Source organism: Butyricimonas sp. Marseille-P3923 (assembly GCF_900184685.1).
Lineage (GTDB): Bacteria > Bacteroidota > Bacteroidia > Bacteroidales > Marinifilaceae > Butyricimonas > Butyricimonas muris.
In genome coordinates, this window is the sequence record NZ_FXXL01000007.1 from 103,795 (window position 1) to 120,786 (window position 16,992).

The window sequence follows — 16,992 nt, forward strand, 5'->3', positions numbered from 1 at the left end:
ATTGGTAAATCGTTAAAATAGATAAGATGAAAGCATATAAAATATTAACGGTCGGGATGTTAGCCTTGTCAGCAACGGCGTGTAATTCGTTTCTGGATGTGACCCCGGATAACCGTACTGAATTGGACAGTCCCGAGGCTATGAAGGAGTTGCTGGTGTCGGCGTACCCGAGGGCGCATTATTATCACATATGTGAAGTGATGAGTGACAATGTAGCGGAACGTCTTGTAACCGGAACGCATAGCCGTGCCACGTTGAATAGGCAGATGTACATGTGGGAGGACGGCACAGGGACGGGAACGGATAATCCCATTTACGTGTGGACAAATTATTACGAGTCTATAGCGGCAGCCAATATCGTGCTGGAAGCGTTGGAACATGAAGAGGATACAAAGGAGTACGCTGCCATCAGGGGTGAAGCGTTGGTGTGCAGGGCGTTCTGCCATTTTCTTTTGGTGAACCTTTTGCGGAGCACTATGATCCGGATAAGGCGGAACAGATGTTAGGAATCCCGTATTGCGTGAAACCGGAAACGGAGGCGATCGTGCATTATAAACGGAATAGCTTGAAAGAGGTGTACGATCGGATCGAAGAGGATTTGCAAACGGGTTTGCCTTTGTTGCAGGATCAATCGTACGAGGTGCCGAAGTATCATTTCACGAAGGCGGCGGCTCACGCTTTTGCGGCTCGTTTTTACCAGTATAAGGCGGAATGGGATAGTGTTATCGTGCATACGACAGCTGCCTTGGGGAGCAGCCCGAAAAGCAAGTTACGCGATTTGAGGAATCCTGCTCAAGCGAACGGGCGATGGGGGGACAAGGATGCGTATGCCTCGAAATACTTTAAAGTAGACCAACCGTCGCCATTCCTAATGATATCTGCCAAAAGTTGGTGGGCGAGGGATGCACAGTCTTTTAGTTTGCATTATGGTATGAAGAAGAATGAACATGCTTCTTTGTTCATGGATAAAAACGTGACAGGTAGTCCGGTGACCGGGACATATGCTACATTTTTTGTAATCTCGACTAATTCAGCTGGTTGTGCTCGTATGTATAAGTTTGATGAGTTGTTTATTCGAACGACAATCGGTGCTAGTACAGGGGTTGGATATGCGGTTTCCACTCTTTTATCGAGTGAAGAGGCTTTGTTGAACCGTGCAGAAGCGTATATCATGAAGAATCAGTTTGATCTGGCCTTGGAGGATATCAACTTGTATCTTGGAGAACGGGTTCGGGTGAACAATGATGATGCGCATGCCGATTTTACCCCTTACAAGGTGGACTTGGCTAAAATCAAGGCTTTCTACGACGGTCAGGAAGCGTATCCCGATCTGCAGCCTTTTTATTCCGGTACGATATCCGAAAACCAGATGTCCATGTTGAAGTGTGTGGTCGATTGGAGAAGGAAAGAATTTATGCAGGAAGGTTTGCGCTGGTTCGATATCAAGCGTTTCCATTTGCCCGTGGTTCACACGTTCGAGGTTTCCGGCGAACCGGCAATCACGCTCACGGGAGATGATTTACGACGAGCCATACAGATTCCGTCCGAGGCGCAGGCTTTCGGGGTAGAGGCTAATCCCCGGTAGTGTATTAATTTAAAAACAGTAGATTATGAAAAAGTATATATTTAGCTTGTTGTTATCCGTGTTGCTGGCTTTTGCGACGGCGTGTTCCGATGATGATCTGGGACCCTCTATTTTTGATACTTCCGGTGATGAGTTGACAGAGTTGGACCTTTGGTTGCAGGAGAAATTTGTGGATCCTTATAACATAGAGGTGATTTACAAGTGGAAGGATGTCGAGACCAGTATGGGGTATAATCTTACTCCGCCCAAGGAGGAGAACGCGAAAGGATTGGCAAATGTGTTGCTGAATATCTGGTGTGAACCTTACATGGAGGTCGGCGGAGCAACCTTTTTCAAGAGCGTATCGCCGAAACAATTGTTGTTTATCGGTTCTTCGCGCTACACGAGTAGCGGAACGGTGACCAAGGGTACTGCCGAGGGAGGACGTAAAATCGTGATTTTTGAAGTAGACCAGTACGACCGGACGAATGCGACTCGTCTGAAACGGTACATGAAGACCGTACACCACGAGTTTGCCCATATTGCGGCACAGACGATCGAGTACCCGAAAGAGTTTGAAACGATCACGCCCAATTACGTGGAAGAGTGGGATAAAATTAAAGATCAGGATGCTTATGACCAAGGATTTCTTTCCGGTTATGCGATGAGTGAACCGGGAGAGGATTTTGCGGAGATTGTAGGGTTTATGCTTTCCAACAGCGCGGAGGATTGGGAGGCCATGTTGGATTTGCCTTCCTCGCAGGAGGCGAAGGATAAGTTGAAACAGAAGGTGGAAATGGTGGTCGTGTATTACCGGGATAACTGGAATGTTGATTTATACGCTTTACAGGCGAGATGCGAGCAGGCATTGAATGACGTGGTGAATGGTGTAACTGTTAATCCTTGATGAGTATGAAAAAAATGATATATCTATGTATGATTGCCGGTATGTTGCTGGCGACAGCTTGTTCGGATGATGACGAGTACGTGTTTTCCGAGTTGCCGAGCGAGCGGATAGAGGCTTTTCGGACAGAATGTGAAACAGCCTTGAAGGGGGCTGCCGACGGGTGGAAGTTTGTTTATTATCCCCAGAAAGGGAGTTATGGCGGTTTTACTTTCCTGTTCCGGTTCAAGGAGAAAAACCGGGTGGAAATGACGAGTGATTTCGAGACGGAGGTGGGGGATTATTCTTACAATCTTAATCTCTCGGAGGGGCTGGTGCTGACGTTCGACTCGTACAGTCCGATACACCGTTTGGCGAACCCGGGGTATGCGTCTCCCGTCCGGGACGGTAATAAAGGGTTCGGTCTGGAAGGAGATTTCGAGTTTATCGTGAAAGACGTGGGGGACGGTGTGATTGAATTGATTGGGAAAAAGACACGGGTGGAGTTGAACATGGAGAAAGCCACTGCCGCAGATTGGAGTACCGTGGAGAAGTTGGCGGAAATGGCCGGGTATTTCGTGTTGGGAAATGCCGGATTGGGTATGATGGTAAACGGTGAACTGGTTGTTGGCGGACACGTGGAACTGGATGATATATTCCATATTTGCACGATGGCTTACAAAGACGTGGAGGGGAATACCGTCACGGTGTCTGTCCCGTATATCATCACGGCGGAGGGATGCCGCTTCGATAATGACGTGGAAGTTGCCGGGGTGAAATTCAACGGGTTGGAAATTGATTTGAGCAATGGCGTTACCAATCGGGAGTTCGTGTCTAACGATGCCGACGGGGCGATTCGTTTCTTTATCATGGATCTTTCTCCTCTGAACTTGACTCCCGGACAGGTGCCGACATTTGTCCCTAACAAGTATATCGCTTCTGTCGATATGTTGAAGAATAATAACGAGTATATTATCACGGACATGAGCGATGGCTTGAAAGCGGAATGGGAGGCTTTGAAAGAAGAATATCCGAATTTCGTTAAATTTACGCTGGAGATGGATCGTAAATCCGGTTACGAGGGATCATTCCGGGTGACGGCTGTTAATAGCGCGGACGGAAAGGAGAAGAGCCATAATTACGATTTCGGTACATTTACTTTATTGAATAATGCGATAAACCAAGTGCGGTTCGATAACAGTAAGAAGAGTCATTCCACGTCTTCCGGTTTCACGGATAAAGATTTGTATGACAAGGATAAAAACGAGCACGTGGGAGTTATTTATGATGCATTTTTTAGTAGTAAAGGTTTCACGGTTATCCGGGATACGGAAGAGGTGTTCTGGATTAGAAGTATTGCAGACCCGAACAAATGGATGAAATTGGAAGCCGATTAGTTTTTTTGTATATCTTACCGGGAATTAGGGTACGGAGGATTCCCGGTAGTTTTTTAAGTTTGAATTATGAAATGGTTTAGAGGATATATATTCTTTTTATTTTTCCTGTTATGTAGCGGGTTGTGTATTGCCCAAGATAAAGAAAAGCAGCAGGATGGGTTGTCGGTTGACGGACCTTACGTGATGTATGATTCTACCGGGGGAGTACGTGTGGTGCGGGTAGACGAACGGGGAGTTTTGCGGGATACGGTGTACGCCGACCTGCCTGCGGGGTTTACCCTTGAAGTGGTGTCCGAGAGAGGCGGGCATCGTTTTCGGGTACCGCTTCATCTGATAGAACGCCCGGCATGGAAGACTGGACAGAAGGAGAAAACGTTGATTATTTCGGATCCTCACGGTGATCTCGAAAGTTTTATTTCCGTGTTACGTAACAATGGCGTGATCGGGAAAGATTATAATTGGAAATTCGGGAAAAATCAGGTTATCATCATTGGTGATGTGTTTGACCGGGGAAAAGACGTGTTGCCTATCTTCTGGCTGATCTATAAACTGGAACAGGAAGCACGTGAAGCCGGAGGGGTGATGACTTTCATGTTGGGGAATCACGAAGAAATGGTGTTGCGCAATAATCTGAAATATACCCGTGGTAAATACAAGAATCTGGCGGATTCTCTTGGCATGAAGTATGCTGATTTATGGCACGGGAATAGCGAGTTGGGGCGTTGGTTGCGTTCCCGCAACTTGATGCAGATCGTGGGCAATAATCTTTTCGTGCATGCCGGGTTAAGCAAGGAGTTTACCGGTATGGGGAATAGCGTGACGGAGGTAAACGAGGAGATGGGGCGTTCTGTTTTCTTCGACAAGGAGAAGCGGAAGGTTTTGTCTGCACTATCCGATTCTATTTATTGTGACCGGGGGCCCTTCTGGTTCCGGGGCATGGTGAAAGACGACGAAAAATACCGCCCGTCCACGTCCGCCGATGTTGATCGGATTTTATCTCGATATGGTGTAGGGCGTGTATTCGTGGGACACACGATATTTGACGACGTGACTTCTTTCTTTGACGGGAGGGTCGTTGCCGTGAACGTGAATAACCAAAAGAACCGTGAAGCGGGTAAAGGAAGGGGGATTTTGATGCAAGGTGATAAGTTGTACGTGGTGTACGACAAAGGCAAACCTCGTGAATTTAAATAAAAATGTTAAGGCTGCCTGTGCATGGGCAGCCTTAATATTTTTATTGATACAAGAAACGTTTTATGCTTTTCTTGGGGGTTTTTTCGAACTCCTCGTTGTATATTTTCACGTTGGTGATTTGGCTGTATGCCGGGAGTGTTTCGTTTACTTGCTTTTTATTCTCTTCCATGATGGCGGCAATCATCTCGTCCGAATTTTTGTGATCGGCGTTGATTGCCTCGAAATCCGGGTAGATTAAGGCGGTCAGTTTTCCGTCTTTTTCCACGACGATGGATTCGCAGACGTAGGGCAGGTTGTTCAATTGGTCTTCGATCTCTTCCGGGTAGATATTCTGTCCGCTGGGACCTAGAATCATGTTCTTGGAACGTCCTTTGATGAAGAGGTTGCCTTCTTCGTCAATTAACCCGAGGTCACCTGTGCGCAGCCATCCGTCGGGAGTGAACGCAGCGTGTGTTGCCGATTCGTTTTTGTAATACCCGAGCATCACGTTGTCCCCCTTGGCAAGAATCTCACCGACGATATGGGCGGGATCGGGAGAATCAATTTTCAATTCCATGCGGGGTACAGCCCGTCCGCAGGAGCCTTTTTTGAAGGTTTCCCATCCCGCGTAGGAGAGGATGGGGCCACATTCTGTCATCCCGTAGCCCACGGTGTAGGGAAAATTGATGGAACGAAGGAATTCTTCCACTTCTTTGTTGAGTGCGGCACCCCCGATGATCAATTCCTTGAAGTTGCCCCCGAATGCATCGATCACCTTTTGACGGATGGAGTTTTTTACTTTCTTGTCAAGTAGCGGCAGGTTCAGCATAAGTTTGATTAGCGGCTTTTCCAAAGAAGGTAATACTTTCTTCCGGATGATTTTTTCTATAATCAGGGGAACTGAAATAATCAGGTTCGGGCGGATTGTCGAGAACGCATCCGCTATGATCTTGGGGGAAGGGGTACGTGTTAGGAAAAACACGTGTGCCCCGCTGGCAAACTCGTATATAAACTCGAAAGCTAGCCCGTACATGTGAGCCATGGGCAACATGGAGATCACTTGTTCTCCGGGCATTTTCCCGAATACGCCGAACGCGAACGCCAAGTTCGACCATAAACTGCGGTAGGGGAGCATAACTCCTTTCGAGAAACTGGTTGTTCCCGACGTGTAGTTGATGATCGCCAGTTCTTCCGGCTTGTCATACGTGTACGAAACGTCTTCCGGTCGGAACCGATCGGGATATTTCTTCCCGAACAGTTCGTTCAATCGTTCCCGCGCGTGCGTCAATGTATGGCTGCGTGATACGATTGTCGAATAATCCTCTATGGCAAGGATCCCTTCCAGCGCTTCCATGGACGCCTCGTTCAGACCTTCCCACACGACACTGCCCACGAAAAGCAAACGAGCTTCCGAGTGGTTGACGATGTTGTGGATATTATCCGGTTTAAATTCGTTAAGGATAGGAATGGCAACCGCCCCGTATGTAAGCGTGGCGAGGAATGCGATTCCCCAGTTCGTGGAGTTTCTACCGCACAGTGCGATTTTATCTCCTTTCTTGATGCCCGCGTGTTCGAACAAGATATGTAACTTCTCGATCTTACGGGCAACGTCTTTGTAGTTGCAATTTACTCCTTGGTAGTCCGTCAGTGCCGGACGTTCCCAGTTTTCCTTGATACTACTTTCAATATAATAGATAAAACTTTCTTCCATCTCTCAGGTAACTTTCAAACAAATAGCAAAGGTACGAATAAGTTTGTAAAGTCCAAAGGTCTATAAAGTCCATAAGGTCACGGGCGTCCTTCGGACAGTGTTTATCGGCAGCAAACGCTGCCGTAGACAAAGCGCCCCGCAGGGGTTCATGGACTTTACAGACCTTATGGACCTTATAGCCCCATCGCTTTTTTCTTGTCTTCAGGTATCGGGGTTAATTTGCCGCTGTAAGAGATGGATGCCCGGTTGTTGCTGGTCACGTTGACCGTGCATTTCCCGTTGCCGTATACCTCGATGTAGAAATTGAAGACATCGTTATTATTGCGGACATTGAACTTGTACTCGATATAGTTCTTTTTCCGCTTGTTGATTACTTTGAATGACTCGTCTTTTATTTCGGCTTTCTCAAATTCCACGCCACCGCCTTCACCGTAAGGTACCGAATATGCCCGTCCGAAGAACGGCAGGCGTCCCGTGGCCACCGTGTCGAGCATAAATATTTGCCCTTGGTTGGTTGCCAGAGAAACATAGCCGTCACCACCGATACGTTTTTGCCCGTATTTGGAGTTAATGGTTATGCTACCGCTGCCACTAGGGTAGGCTGCGTCTACTTCGATGTAGAACATCCGGCTTTTCATCAGTTTCTCGATCTTGTTCAACGCGGCCGTGTCCGCTTTTTGTTTTTTCTCTGCTACCGCGAAAAGGCAGGAGAATAAAAGTATTCCTATTGGAATGATTCTTTTCAATGTTTTCATGGTGTTACTTGTTTTGCCGAAGGCAAAGTTACATTCGCCTTCGGCGAGTTTCAGGTTTCATACGCCTTCGGCTAGTTGCATTTGCCTGTGGCAAGTTTATATTTACTTTTGCTAAGTTACGAAATATATTTGGTTTTTGCAAATGATGTTTTTGCCTTCGGCAAAACCGTTATTGATATAAAAATCTCTTTATACTTCGTTTCGGGGTTTTCTCGAACTCTTCCTCGTGGATTTGTATGCGGGCAAGCTGACTGTATGCAGGGAGTTGCTGGTTGATAGTCTTGCGTGTCTCGTTGATAATCTTGTTAAGGGCTTCTTTTGTGACTTTGTTCTGTTTCATCGCTTCCGCATCGGGATAGACGAGGGCGACGAGTTTGCCTTCCCGTTCAATGACGAGTGATTCCGCCACGTAGGGTTGTGCGTTCAAGATGTCTTCAATTTCTTCCGGGTAGATATTCTGCCCGCTGGGACCGAGGATAAGGCTTTTGCTACGTCCTTTGATATAGAGATAACCGTCCGCATCCAATACCCCCAGATCTCCGGTATGAAGCCAGCCGTCCGGGGCGAGTACGGCTTCTGTCGCTTCGGGATTGTTATAGTAACCGTCCATGACGTTTGCTCCTTTCGTGAATATCTCACCCACTTTATTAAAAGGATCATCAGAGTCAATTTTGATCTCCATCCGGTCGACGGCTTTGCCGCAAGAGGTGGGACGGAAGGTTTGCCAATGGTCGAAAGCAATTGCCGGACCACATTCCGTCATGCCGTATCCCACGGTGTAAGGGAATTTCACGGAATGGAGGAAGGCTTCCACTTCTTTATTCAATGCCGCACCGCCGACGGCGAGCAGTTTGAAACGTCCGCCGAAAGCGTCAAGTATCTGTTGTTTGATCTTGTGACGGATTTTACCGCCGATCACGGGTATTTTCAGCATCAATTTGATGTGGAAGCGTTCCAACTGGGGTAATACCCGACTCTTGATGATTTTCTCGATGATCAGCGGTACTGCCACGATGAGGTGCGGACGGATGTCGGCAAAGACTTCACCCAGAATCTTCGGGGAGGGCATTTTCTGTAAGAAATAGATATGTATGCCGCTGGCGAACGGGTAAATAAACTCGAAAGCAAGCCCGTACATGTGTGCCATGGTAAGGATGGACACGAGTTTCTCGCCGGGTGTGTATCCCATCTGGTCGAGGGCGTAGCGAAGATTCGACCACATACTGCGATAAGGTAGCATCACGCCTTTGGGGGAACTGGTTGTCCCCGAGGTATAGTTAATCATTGCCAGTTCCCCGGGACGTTCCACCCGGTAGTGTATGTCTTTTAATTGAAGACCTTCCGGGTGCTTTAACTTGAACAGTTCTTCCAAGATAAGAGCCGTTTCCCGCAAAGAGGCATTCTCCGAGGAGATAACGGAATAGTCCGCCATGGCGATTATTCCCGTGAGATTAGGCATTTGCTCGTGGTCGATGTTGTCCCACACGGATTTACCCACAAAGAGCAGGCGAGCCTCGGAGTGATTAATGATATGGTGTATGGTGTCCGGTCGGAATTCGTTCAATATGGGCACGGCTACGGCACCGTAAGTCAGCGTGGCAAGAAAGGTTATTCCCCAGTTTGAAGTATTGCGGCTGCACAAGGCGATTTTGTCACCCGGACGGATGCCGCTTCTCTCGAACAAGATATGCAATTTTTCGATCCAACGAGCCACGTCTTTATAGTTATGTTCCGCACCTTGATAATCCGTGAGAGAGGGGAGGTGCCAGTGTTCTTTTATGCTGTGTTCTATTAGTTTTAAGAAACTTTGTTCCATGACAAATCTAATTAATCGGTTAAGAATGTTATCCTTGGTTATACTGAAAATAGCACGGAAAAGTTCGAGGAGGTGATAAAGATTGCCTTTGGCAAGTTGCAGGTTACAGGTTGAATTTGCCTTCGGCAAGTTGCAAGTTGCTTTTCTAGCGTTAGGGACTGTATTTTCAATTGTTATTCGTATTTTTGGAACGTGTTCCATGGAAAATAAATTTTGGTAGAACGAAGAAGTTATGGTATTAAGACAGAAGAACGGTAAAGAAAAAGGAGAAGTGAAGATAGCCCCGCCTATGGTGCAGAGCGCAAGGGAGAGTGGGGAGATGTTGGGCGAGTTATTGGCGGAAGAAGAGGTTTGTGACCGGATATTCAGGAAAGAAATTGTAGAGGGGGCGAACGCGGGAGATTTGGAAATAAATCACTGTGTGTTTAACGGGGTGACGTTCAGTGGTTGCCAGTTCCGGGGGGCGCAGGTGAGTGACGTGCGTTTCGAGAATTGTGATTTGTCGAATGTCTCTTTTTTCGAGAGTTCCTTTTATCGGGTGGAATTTGTTGCTTGCAAATTATTGGGGACGAATTTTGGGGAGTGCAGTCTAAATCACGTGCTTTTGCATCATTGTAATGCCCGGTACGTGAATTTTTCCATGGGGAAGATGAAGCAGGTGTTATTCGCCCATAGTGATATGCAGAGCGGCAGTTTCGAGCGTTGTTCTTTTTCCCCGGCGAATTTTGACACGTGCAACTTGACCGAGGCGGAGTTTTCCCGTGCCACGTTGCGGGGGATGGATTTTCGTTCTTCACAGTTGGCGGGAATCCGATTGAACCCGGAGGATTTGCGGGGAGTCGTTGTTACTTCATTGCAGGCGTTGGATTTGTCCCGTTTGTTAGGGCTTGTCGTGAAGGACGAGTAGAATCAATAAATAACAAGGGGTGTTAAATGTGGCGCGAGGCTGAAACCTTCGGGCTTTCATCACGTAATTATTAGCGACCGTCGGAAAGAACGACGATTTATTTTTCGTTATAAAATAAACTAAACTAATTAAATTATGAAGACAGAAAATCCTATCACACCGGTTTTTGGGACGGATGAAGAGGCACGAGTAGCGCCTAAGTACGAGATGCCTGAGGGAATGATGCCGGGCGAAGTGGCTTATCAAATGGTTCATGACGAGGCCATGCTTGACGGGAATTCACGTTTGAATTTGGCGACATTTGTAACCACTTGGATGGATGATTACGCCCGTAGAGTGATGACCGAGAACATGGATAAAAACATGATCGATAAGACGGAATACCCGCAGACCGCTGAAATCGAGCGTCGTTGCGTGAATATCCTTGCTAAATTATGGAACTCCCCGGAGAAACCGTATTGCACGGGTACGAGTACCGTCGGTTCTTCCGAGGCTTGTATGTTGGGTGGAATCTCCGCATTGAAACGTTGGCAAAAAAGACGTCGGGCAAAAGGGCTTCCCACCGATAAACCGAATTTCATTATTTCAACTTGTATGCAGGTGGTATGGGAGAAATTCGCTATTTATTGGGACGTGGAGATGCGTATGGTGCCCGTGACGATGGATAAGATCACGCTTGACCCGCAGGATGTGGTGAAGATGTGTGACGAGAACACGATCTGTGTCGTGCCTATTCAAGGTGTAACGATTACCGGTTTGAATGATAACGTGAAAGAGATCAATGATGCGTTGGATAAATTGAATGCCGAGAAGGGTTGGGAAATTTGTATCCACGTGGATGCTGCCACGGGAGGTTTCATTCACCCGTTCATCGATCCCGACACGTTGTGGGATTTCCGTCTGAAATGGGTACTTTCTATCAGTACTTCCGGTCACAAATTCGGTATGGTGTATCCCGGTGTGGGCTGGGTGGTATGGAAAGACAAGCAATATTTGCCCGAGGAGATGAACTTTGCAGTGAATTATCTTGGTGCCAATATCCCGAGTATTTCTATCAACTTCTCTCGTCCGGGTAATCAAGTATTGGCTCAATACTATCAATTCCTGCGTTTGGGTAAGGAGGGATACAAGAAAGTTCAACAGAACTGTATCAACGTGTGCTTGTACTTGAAAAAACAATTGCAAGACATGGGTATATTCGAGTTCTTCAGTAACGATATGCCGAACCCGTTGTTTATCTGGAAATTGAAAGAAGACAAGAAACGGAACTGGACGCTTTACGATTTATCCGACGCCCTGCATGTGGAAGGATGGCAAGTGCCTGCTTACACGATGCCGAAAGCGATGGAAGACGTGATTATCATGCGTGTTGTTGTTCGTCAAGGTACAGGTATTGACCTCGCCGATTTGTTGATGGAAGACATCAAACGTTGCGTGAAACAACTCGATACGTTGAAAGAACCGACTAATAGTGCTATCATGTGGAGCAAGAAAGAACCGCAGAAACCAAGAGTATTCAACCACTCTCGTTAATCGGGGCATTTCGATGATACTAAAAAAGGGGACTTGTTACAAGTCCCTTTTTTTAGTATGTAGCGTGTAATATAAAATAACACTGTTAATTTAAATAAATCAATAGTTGGATGCTTTTTTTTATATACTTTTGATAAACAGTTCATGTGAAGTTTTTTAATGCGTTTGTTATAATGGAAGATCATTATTCCGAAAAAGAGGGAAATGTGTTTTTATCACAAGTTTGCGATCAGATGATCGCTAATGATTTTATTTTTAGTGCCTTATCTGTAGGCAGTATTATTTTTAATCATGACGGTATCATCAGGCAGATGAACACCCGTGCTTTGGAGGATTTAAATTGGAAGAGGGAAGAGTTTATCGGTAAGAATCTTTTTGAAATACTGGGAGTGTTCTATGAGGTGCGGAATGTTTTGCCCGAGATAATTAATCAATTGAATCAAGGAACGAAGTTTATAGAACTTGTTCCTAATGCCTATATTCGTGTTTTAAACGGGTGTGATAAGTTCTATATAAATGGGCAATTTCTCGGGTTAAGGGAGAATGGATATTTGTCAAAGATTATTTTTCTTTTCCGGAATTACGAGCGTGAATTGACGCAAGAATACCTGTTGAATCTTGCTTTGGCGAAAACGAAGATATTTCCTTGGTTCTTCGATTTGGAACGGAATAAAATGAATATAGATCCCCGTTGGTTCGTGCACTTGGGGTATCCCGCGAGCGATTATCTATCCTCGGCGGAGTTTTCGGATATGGTGCATCCCGATGATCGGGAAACGTTGCTTGGAGCTTTAGCGGGGCAAGTAGCGGGTAGCTTGAACAAGAAGCCGTATACCTATCGATTGCATCGTGCGGATGGCACGTGGGAATGGTTCGAGGCACAGTCAGTTTACTTGGGAGAAGTGAACGGGATGCCTTACCGTATCGTGGGTGTGTGCCAAAGTATACACGATCACAAGATGATAGAGAATAACCTGATGGATGCGCGGGATAAGGCATTGGTGAGCGATAAGTTGAAGAGTGCTTTCCTCGCGAACATGAGTCACGAGATACGTACCCCGTTGAACGCTATCGTCGGTTTTTCCAATTTGTTGACCGATTCTGATGCAGAACTTGATGCGGAGGAGAAGAAGGAGTATGCCAAATTAATCAATACCAATAGCGAGCAGTTGTTATTGCTGATTTCGGATATTCTCGACCTGTCGAAGATCGAGGCGAATACGATGGAATTTCATTACTCGGAACAGTCATTGAATGATTTGTTCACGGATATATATCACGCACAAGTGTTGAATATGCCCCCGAACGTGGAGCTTAGGATGGATGTACCGGAGAATAGTTTCTATCTGAGAACCGACCCGATGAGATTGAAACAAGTGATAAACAATTTAATTAATAACGCAATCAAGTTTACTGTCGAAGGTTATATCAGTTTCGGTTATCGCGTGGCGAAAAACGGGAAAGAAGTTTGCCTGTACGTTCAAGACACGGGACCGGGAATTCCGGAAGAATCCCGTAATAAAATATTTGAACGTTTCTATAAAGCGGATTCGTTCAAAGGCGGAGTCGGACTGGGGTTATCTATCAGCCAGACGATCATGAGGTACTTTGGTGGCAATATCGAATTGAATTTCGATCTGGGACAAGGAACTTGTTTCGTGGCACGGCATCCGTTGTCATGTTGTGCATGATGTGTTTTGTCCGGTTTATTGATTCCCGTTTTTTCCTTGTCTTTTGTTCTGGAACTTGGTTGTCACGTAGGCAGTGAATATGGGGAAAAAGATCATTCCGGCGGCGGCGAGGACGACGGCGAGGACTTGCCCTAGTTTCGTGACGCCGAAGATGTTGGAACCCACAGTCGTTACGTTCATGAGTGCCCAATCGAATGCGTCCCAGTAGGTCTTCACGGGTGGATTGACGTCATGTTCCATGTAGTAGAAGATGATGCTGCAAAAGTATATTGTCGTGAATAAAATGGTCAGATAAGTGATAAGCAGATTCGTGATTTTGCTGCGGGTCATCCAACTGACGATAAGGGATACACCGTATATGCCCCGGGCAAGCGGGATAAGCCTCAAGGCGATCCATGCCGAGTGGGATATATGCGTCGATAAACCGTACACGATATTCAAATAAGGAATGGACACGAGCAAGAAAAGGAAATTATCCCGGAAGAAACGAGCCGTCCAACCGTTCGTGTGCCACCTCACGAAGAAATCGGCGAGGAACAGGGAACATACCCACAGGTGGAATTTTAGTATGAATGTTTCACTTAGCGCGTTATTGCCTTTTAATAATTCAATAGATGCCACCACGATGATAGCCATACTACCTATTAAAACAAGAGCATTGAGGATTTTTTCCAGAACTTTACTTCTTTCCATGATAAATGAATTTATAAGTTTGCCCGCGGCAAATTATAAGTTGTTTTTCACTTGAACATTTAAACTTGCTGAAAGCAAATGCAACTTGTAACTTGCCGTAGGCAAATTCAACTTGAAACTTAGAAATTGCCGCGGGCAATTTCTATTTTATTTCCAAATAGTCACCGCCGAATACGTTGATATTCAACTTTTGTGCGATATATTTGATAGCGGCTTGTGCTTTCACGGAGTTACCGGCTTCATCCAATGGAGGAGCGAAAGCGGCGATGCCGAAGGTACCCGGAACGACTCCAAGGACTCCACCGCCGACACCCGATTTAGCGGGGACACCACTCGTATACAGCCAATCGCCCGTGTGCTCGTAGAATCCGACGGTGGCGATTAGAGAGGTGATTTTCGGGGCTAAAGAGGCATCGAATACCTGTTGTTTTGTTACCGGGTTCAGTCCCCCGTTAGCGATGGTACAGGCAGCGATAGACAATTGTTTTGCCGTTACTCCCATGGAACATTGACGGGTGTACAAGTCGAGAGCCATATTCGGCTCATCGTATATCCGGTTGAAATTCTTCAGCAACCACGCGATAGAACGGTTATTGAAATTGGTTTCCGATTCGGACTTGTATAGTTCGTCCAGTAGTTGCAAGTCACTACCGCTCAATTCTTTCATGTTATCCGTGATGGCTTTCCATTTGGCGTCGCTATTACCGATAGGTTTCACCATACTGTCGGCGGAGATAGCCCCGGCATTTACCAACGGGGTACTCGGGTGATCGTTTTCGAGTAATATGGCCATGATGGAATTGAAAGGTAATCCCGTGGCGTCAGCCCCGATCTGGTCGAGAACGGCTTGAGCCCCGTATTGACGTAGCACGAGTATTGCCGTGTAGACCTTGGACACGGATTCTATACCGAAAACGTAGTCCGTGTCGCCAACCGTGATTACTTCTCCCGAGGGAAGACAGACGGAAATACCGAATAGGTTGGAATCAATCTTGTCTAGAAAGGGTATGTAATTCGCATTTTTTCCTCCCTTCAAATCTTTCACTTGCGCGTGTGCCTCTTGAACTAAGTTCTTGAGGTCATTCATTGTAATTGTCTTTTTCATACCTGTAATTTATTATAGTTTATAAGGTTTGTAAAGTGGTTGGTAAGATAGTATTCTATCTCTTCCTCTATAAACAGAGGAGGAGCTGGAATACTACTTTATGGACCTTATAGACTATTTTGTTGTGTTTGTTGTTTGAGTTGTGGTTCCGGTCGTGGTTTGAGCCGTGGTTGCGGCTTGTACCGGTTGTTCTTCCCAGTGGAAAGGAGCGATCTGGGCGTTCGGGTCTTTCCATGATGGTTTACGTAGACTGTAGATGATAAACGGGGTGGCTACTACCACGATACAACCGATGATCAATACGGAGAACCAAACCGTGTTACTACCCACGTTGATCTGGGAAGGCGGGATAAAGCTCAACACGAATGCCAGCAAAGCACCGCAGAAACCGAGTCCGCCGATGATCCAAATGCCTACGTTGCTCTTTCTACCGATAGCGAAGGGACGCTCGGCTTTTTTCATCTTGTAGCGAAGTACGATAGCCCCGGAGAACATCAACAGGTACATGATGAGGTACAATAGTACGGTCAACTGTGACAGAATTTGGTAGAATGATTGCACGGAAGGCATAACCACGAACAAGAGAGCCAGAATAGTAACGACAGCCCCCTGTATGAAAAGAATGTTCTTTTGTACGCCAATTTTATTGGTTCTTTGGAAGAACGGTGGCAGATACCCGGCTTTACCCACGGTGAAGATACCTTTGGACGGACCGGCAACCCATGTCAATACTCCTGCCAGCACACCGAACATCAAAGCGATGGCGATAACGGGAGAAGCCCAACTGATGTGCAGGTATTTCAGATAACCGTCAAACCCGACAAGCAAACTCTGCGTCAAATTGATGTCTTTTGCCGGAATGATCAAACCCAAGGCGAAAGTACCGAGCACGAAGATAATAACGGTGATACCCGCGCCGATGAAGATGGCTTTCGGGTAATTCTTGGAGGCGGGTGCTTTCACGTCCATGACGTGGATACCCATCATCTCCATACCTGCGTAGAACAGGAAGATTCCCGATGCCAGTACGAGGTTGTCGAAATTGGTCAGGTCAGGGAAGAAACCTTGGCTCATGTCCATGTTGTTGTGTCCGCCCGTGGAGATGTAGATGATTCCGAAGATAATCAGTAACCCTGCCGGGATAATGGTTCCGACCATGGCACCGATTTTGGAAACTTTACCAACCCAGCCCAAACCTTTCAGGGAGATAAACGTGGCAATCCAGTAGATAGCCAACACGGTTATCAACGTGAAGAGCTTGTTTGAAGCAAGCAGAGCATCCTCTGACGTGTCCAGACCGATGTAAGCGATAGACACGGCACCGAAAGTCAGCACGGTAGGATACCATATCGTACTCTCGATCCATTGTAGGAATATGGCGAGGAATCCTACTCTTTTCCCGTAAGCTTCTCCGACCCAACGGAAAACTCCACCCTCTTTTTGGGAGAACATGGCGGCAAGTTCTGCCGCTACCAGTGCTGTTGGAACTAAGAATACGATGGCCGCGAACAAGTAGTAGAACGCGGAACTCAATCCGTAGACGGCTTCTGCCGGAAGTCCACGGAGACTCACTACCGCCGCGACGTTCATGATCGCCAAGGTCATTACGCCGAGTTTCATCGCGGTACTTTTCGTGTTTGAATTTGTTGTCATCTTAAATTAATTTAGTTTAGAATGTTATATTTAATATGATGGTTAGTTCATTTTGCTCTCTTGCATGGGATAAATACGGGAGTAGGGAAATGAAGGTTGTTCTACTCACAA

General features: G+C 46.5%; 14 protein-coding genes. 8 read left to right on the plus strand and 6 right to left on the minus strand.

Annotated elements, in window-relative coordinates:
* Positions 1 to 26 precede the first annotated feature (26 nt).
* The 5 genes from CS948_RS11895 (at position 27) to CS948_RS11915 (ending at position 5,038) form a co-directional block, all read left to right on the plus strand.
* Positions 27 to 506 (plus strand): RagB/SusD family nutrient uptake outer membrane protein, encoded by a 480-nt coding sequence (locus CS948_RS11895; protein ID WP_099291961.1) that lies wholly within the window; start codon positions 27 to 29, stop codon positions 504 to 506.
* A complete protein-coding gene (locus tag CS948_RS11900) occupies positions 500 to 1,585 on the plus strand; it encodes a RagB/SusD family nutrient uptake outer membrane protein (protein ID WP_099291962.1) in 1,086 nt (361 codons plus the stop codon). Before CS948_RS11895 ends, CS948_RS11900 begins: the two co-directional genes overlap by 7 nt.
* Positions 1,586 to 1,610: 25 nt before the next feature.
* Positions 1,611 to 2,471, plus strand: a complete 861-nt coding sequence (locus CS948_RS11905) for a putative zinc-binding metallopeptidase (protein ID WP_099291963.1) — start codon at positions 1,611 to 1,613, stop codon at positions 2,469 to 2,471.
* Positions 2,472 to 2,476: 5 nt separating this feature from the next.
* Positions 2,477 to 3,844: a DUF4302 domain-containing protein gene (locus tag CS948_RS11910; RefSeq protein ID WP_176555039.1), complete on the plus strand. Its 1,368-nt coding sequence runs from the start codon at positions 2,477 to 2,479 to the stop codon at positions 3,842 to 3,844.
* A 66-nt stretch (positions 3,845 to 3,910) separates the two neighbouring features.
* Positions 3,911 to 5,038 (plus strand): metallophosphoesterase, encoded by a 1,128-nt coding sequence (locus tag CS948_RS11915; RefSeq protein WP_099291965.1) that lies wholly within the window; start codon positions 3,911 to 3,913, stop codon positions 5,036 to 5,038.
* Between the two features lie 40 nt (positions 5,039 to 5,078).
* Here CS948_RS11915 and CS948_RS11920 read toward each other — a convergent pair whose 3' ends face one another.
* The 3 genes from CS948_RS11920 to CS948_RS11930 form a co-directional block, all read right to left on the minus strand.
* Positions 5,079 to 6,728, minus strand: coding sequence for an AMP-binding protein (locus tag CS948_RS11920; RefSeq protein ID WP_099291966.1), 1,650 nt, complete (start codon positions 6,726 to 6,728; stop codon positions 5,079 to 5,081).
* 173 nt (positions 6,729 to 6,901) lie between these two features.
* Entirely contained in the window at positions 6,902 to 7,483 is a 582-nt protein-coding gene (locus tag CS948_RS11925; RefSeq protein ID WP_099291967.1) for a DUF4251 domain-containing protein, read from the minus strand.
* Between the two features lie 169 nt (positions 7,484 to 7,652).
* Complete coding sequence (locus CS948_RS11930) at positions 7,653 to 9,299, minus strand: AMP-binding protein (protein WP_099291968.1); 1,647 nt, start codon at positions 9,297 to 9,299, stop codon at positions 7,653 to 7,655.
* A 232-nt stretch (positions 9,300 to 9,531) separates the two neighbouring features.
* Between CS948_RS11930 and CS948_RS11935 the strand changes: the two genes are divergently transcribed.
* The 3 genes from CS948_RS11935 (at position 9,532) to CS948_RS11945 (ending at position 13,430) form a co-directional block, all read left to right on the plus strand.
* Positions 9,532 to 10,206, plus strand: coding sequence for a pentapeptide repeat-containing protein (locus tag CS948_RS11935; protein WP_099291969.1), 675 nt, complete (start codon positions 9,532 to 9,534; stop codon positions 10,204 to 10,206).
* Positions 10,207 to 10,341: 135 nt separating this feature from the next.
* Entirely contained in the window at positions 10,342 to 11,739 is a 1,398-nt protein-coding gene (locus tag CS948_RS11940) for a glutamate decarboxylase (RefSeq protein ID WP_099291970.1), read from the plus strand.
* Positions 11,740 to 11,912: 173 nt separating this feature from the next.
* Positions 11,913 to 13,430: an ATP-binding protein gene (locus CS948_RS11945; RefSeq protein WP_255301989.1), complete on the plus strand. Its 1,518-nt coding sequence runs from the start codon at positions 11,913 to 11,915 to the stop codon at positions 13,428 to 13,430.
* 15 nt (positions 13,431 to 13,445) lie between these two features.
* On the opposite strand, the gene CS948_RS11950 is transcribed toward CS948_RS11945, so the two are convergent.
* The 3 genes from CS948_RS11950 to gadC form a co-directional block, all read right to left on the minus strand.
* A complete protein-coding gene (locus CS948_RS11950) occupies positions 13,446 to 14,123 on the minus strand; it encodes an ion transporter (protein ID WP_099291971.1) in 678 nt (225 codons plus the stop codon).
* Between the two features lie 142 nt (positions 14,124 to 14,265).
* Positions 14,266 to 15,228: a glutaminase A gene (gene glsA / locus CS948_RS11955; protein ID WP_099291972.1), complete on the minus strand. Its 963-nt coding sequence runs from the start codon at positions 15,226 to 15,228 to the stop codon at positions 14,266 to 14,268.
* A 114-nt stretch (positions 15,229 to 15,342) separates the two neighbouring features.
* A complete protein-coding gene (gene gadC, locus CS948_RS11960) occupies positions 15,343 to 16,881 on the minus strand; it encodes a putative glutamine/gamma-aminobutyrate antiporter GadC (protein ID WP_099291973.1) in 1,539 nt (512 codons plus the stop codon).
* Positions 16,882 to 16,992 lie beyond the last annotated feature (111 nt).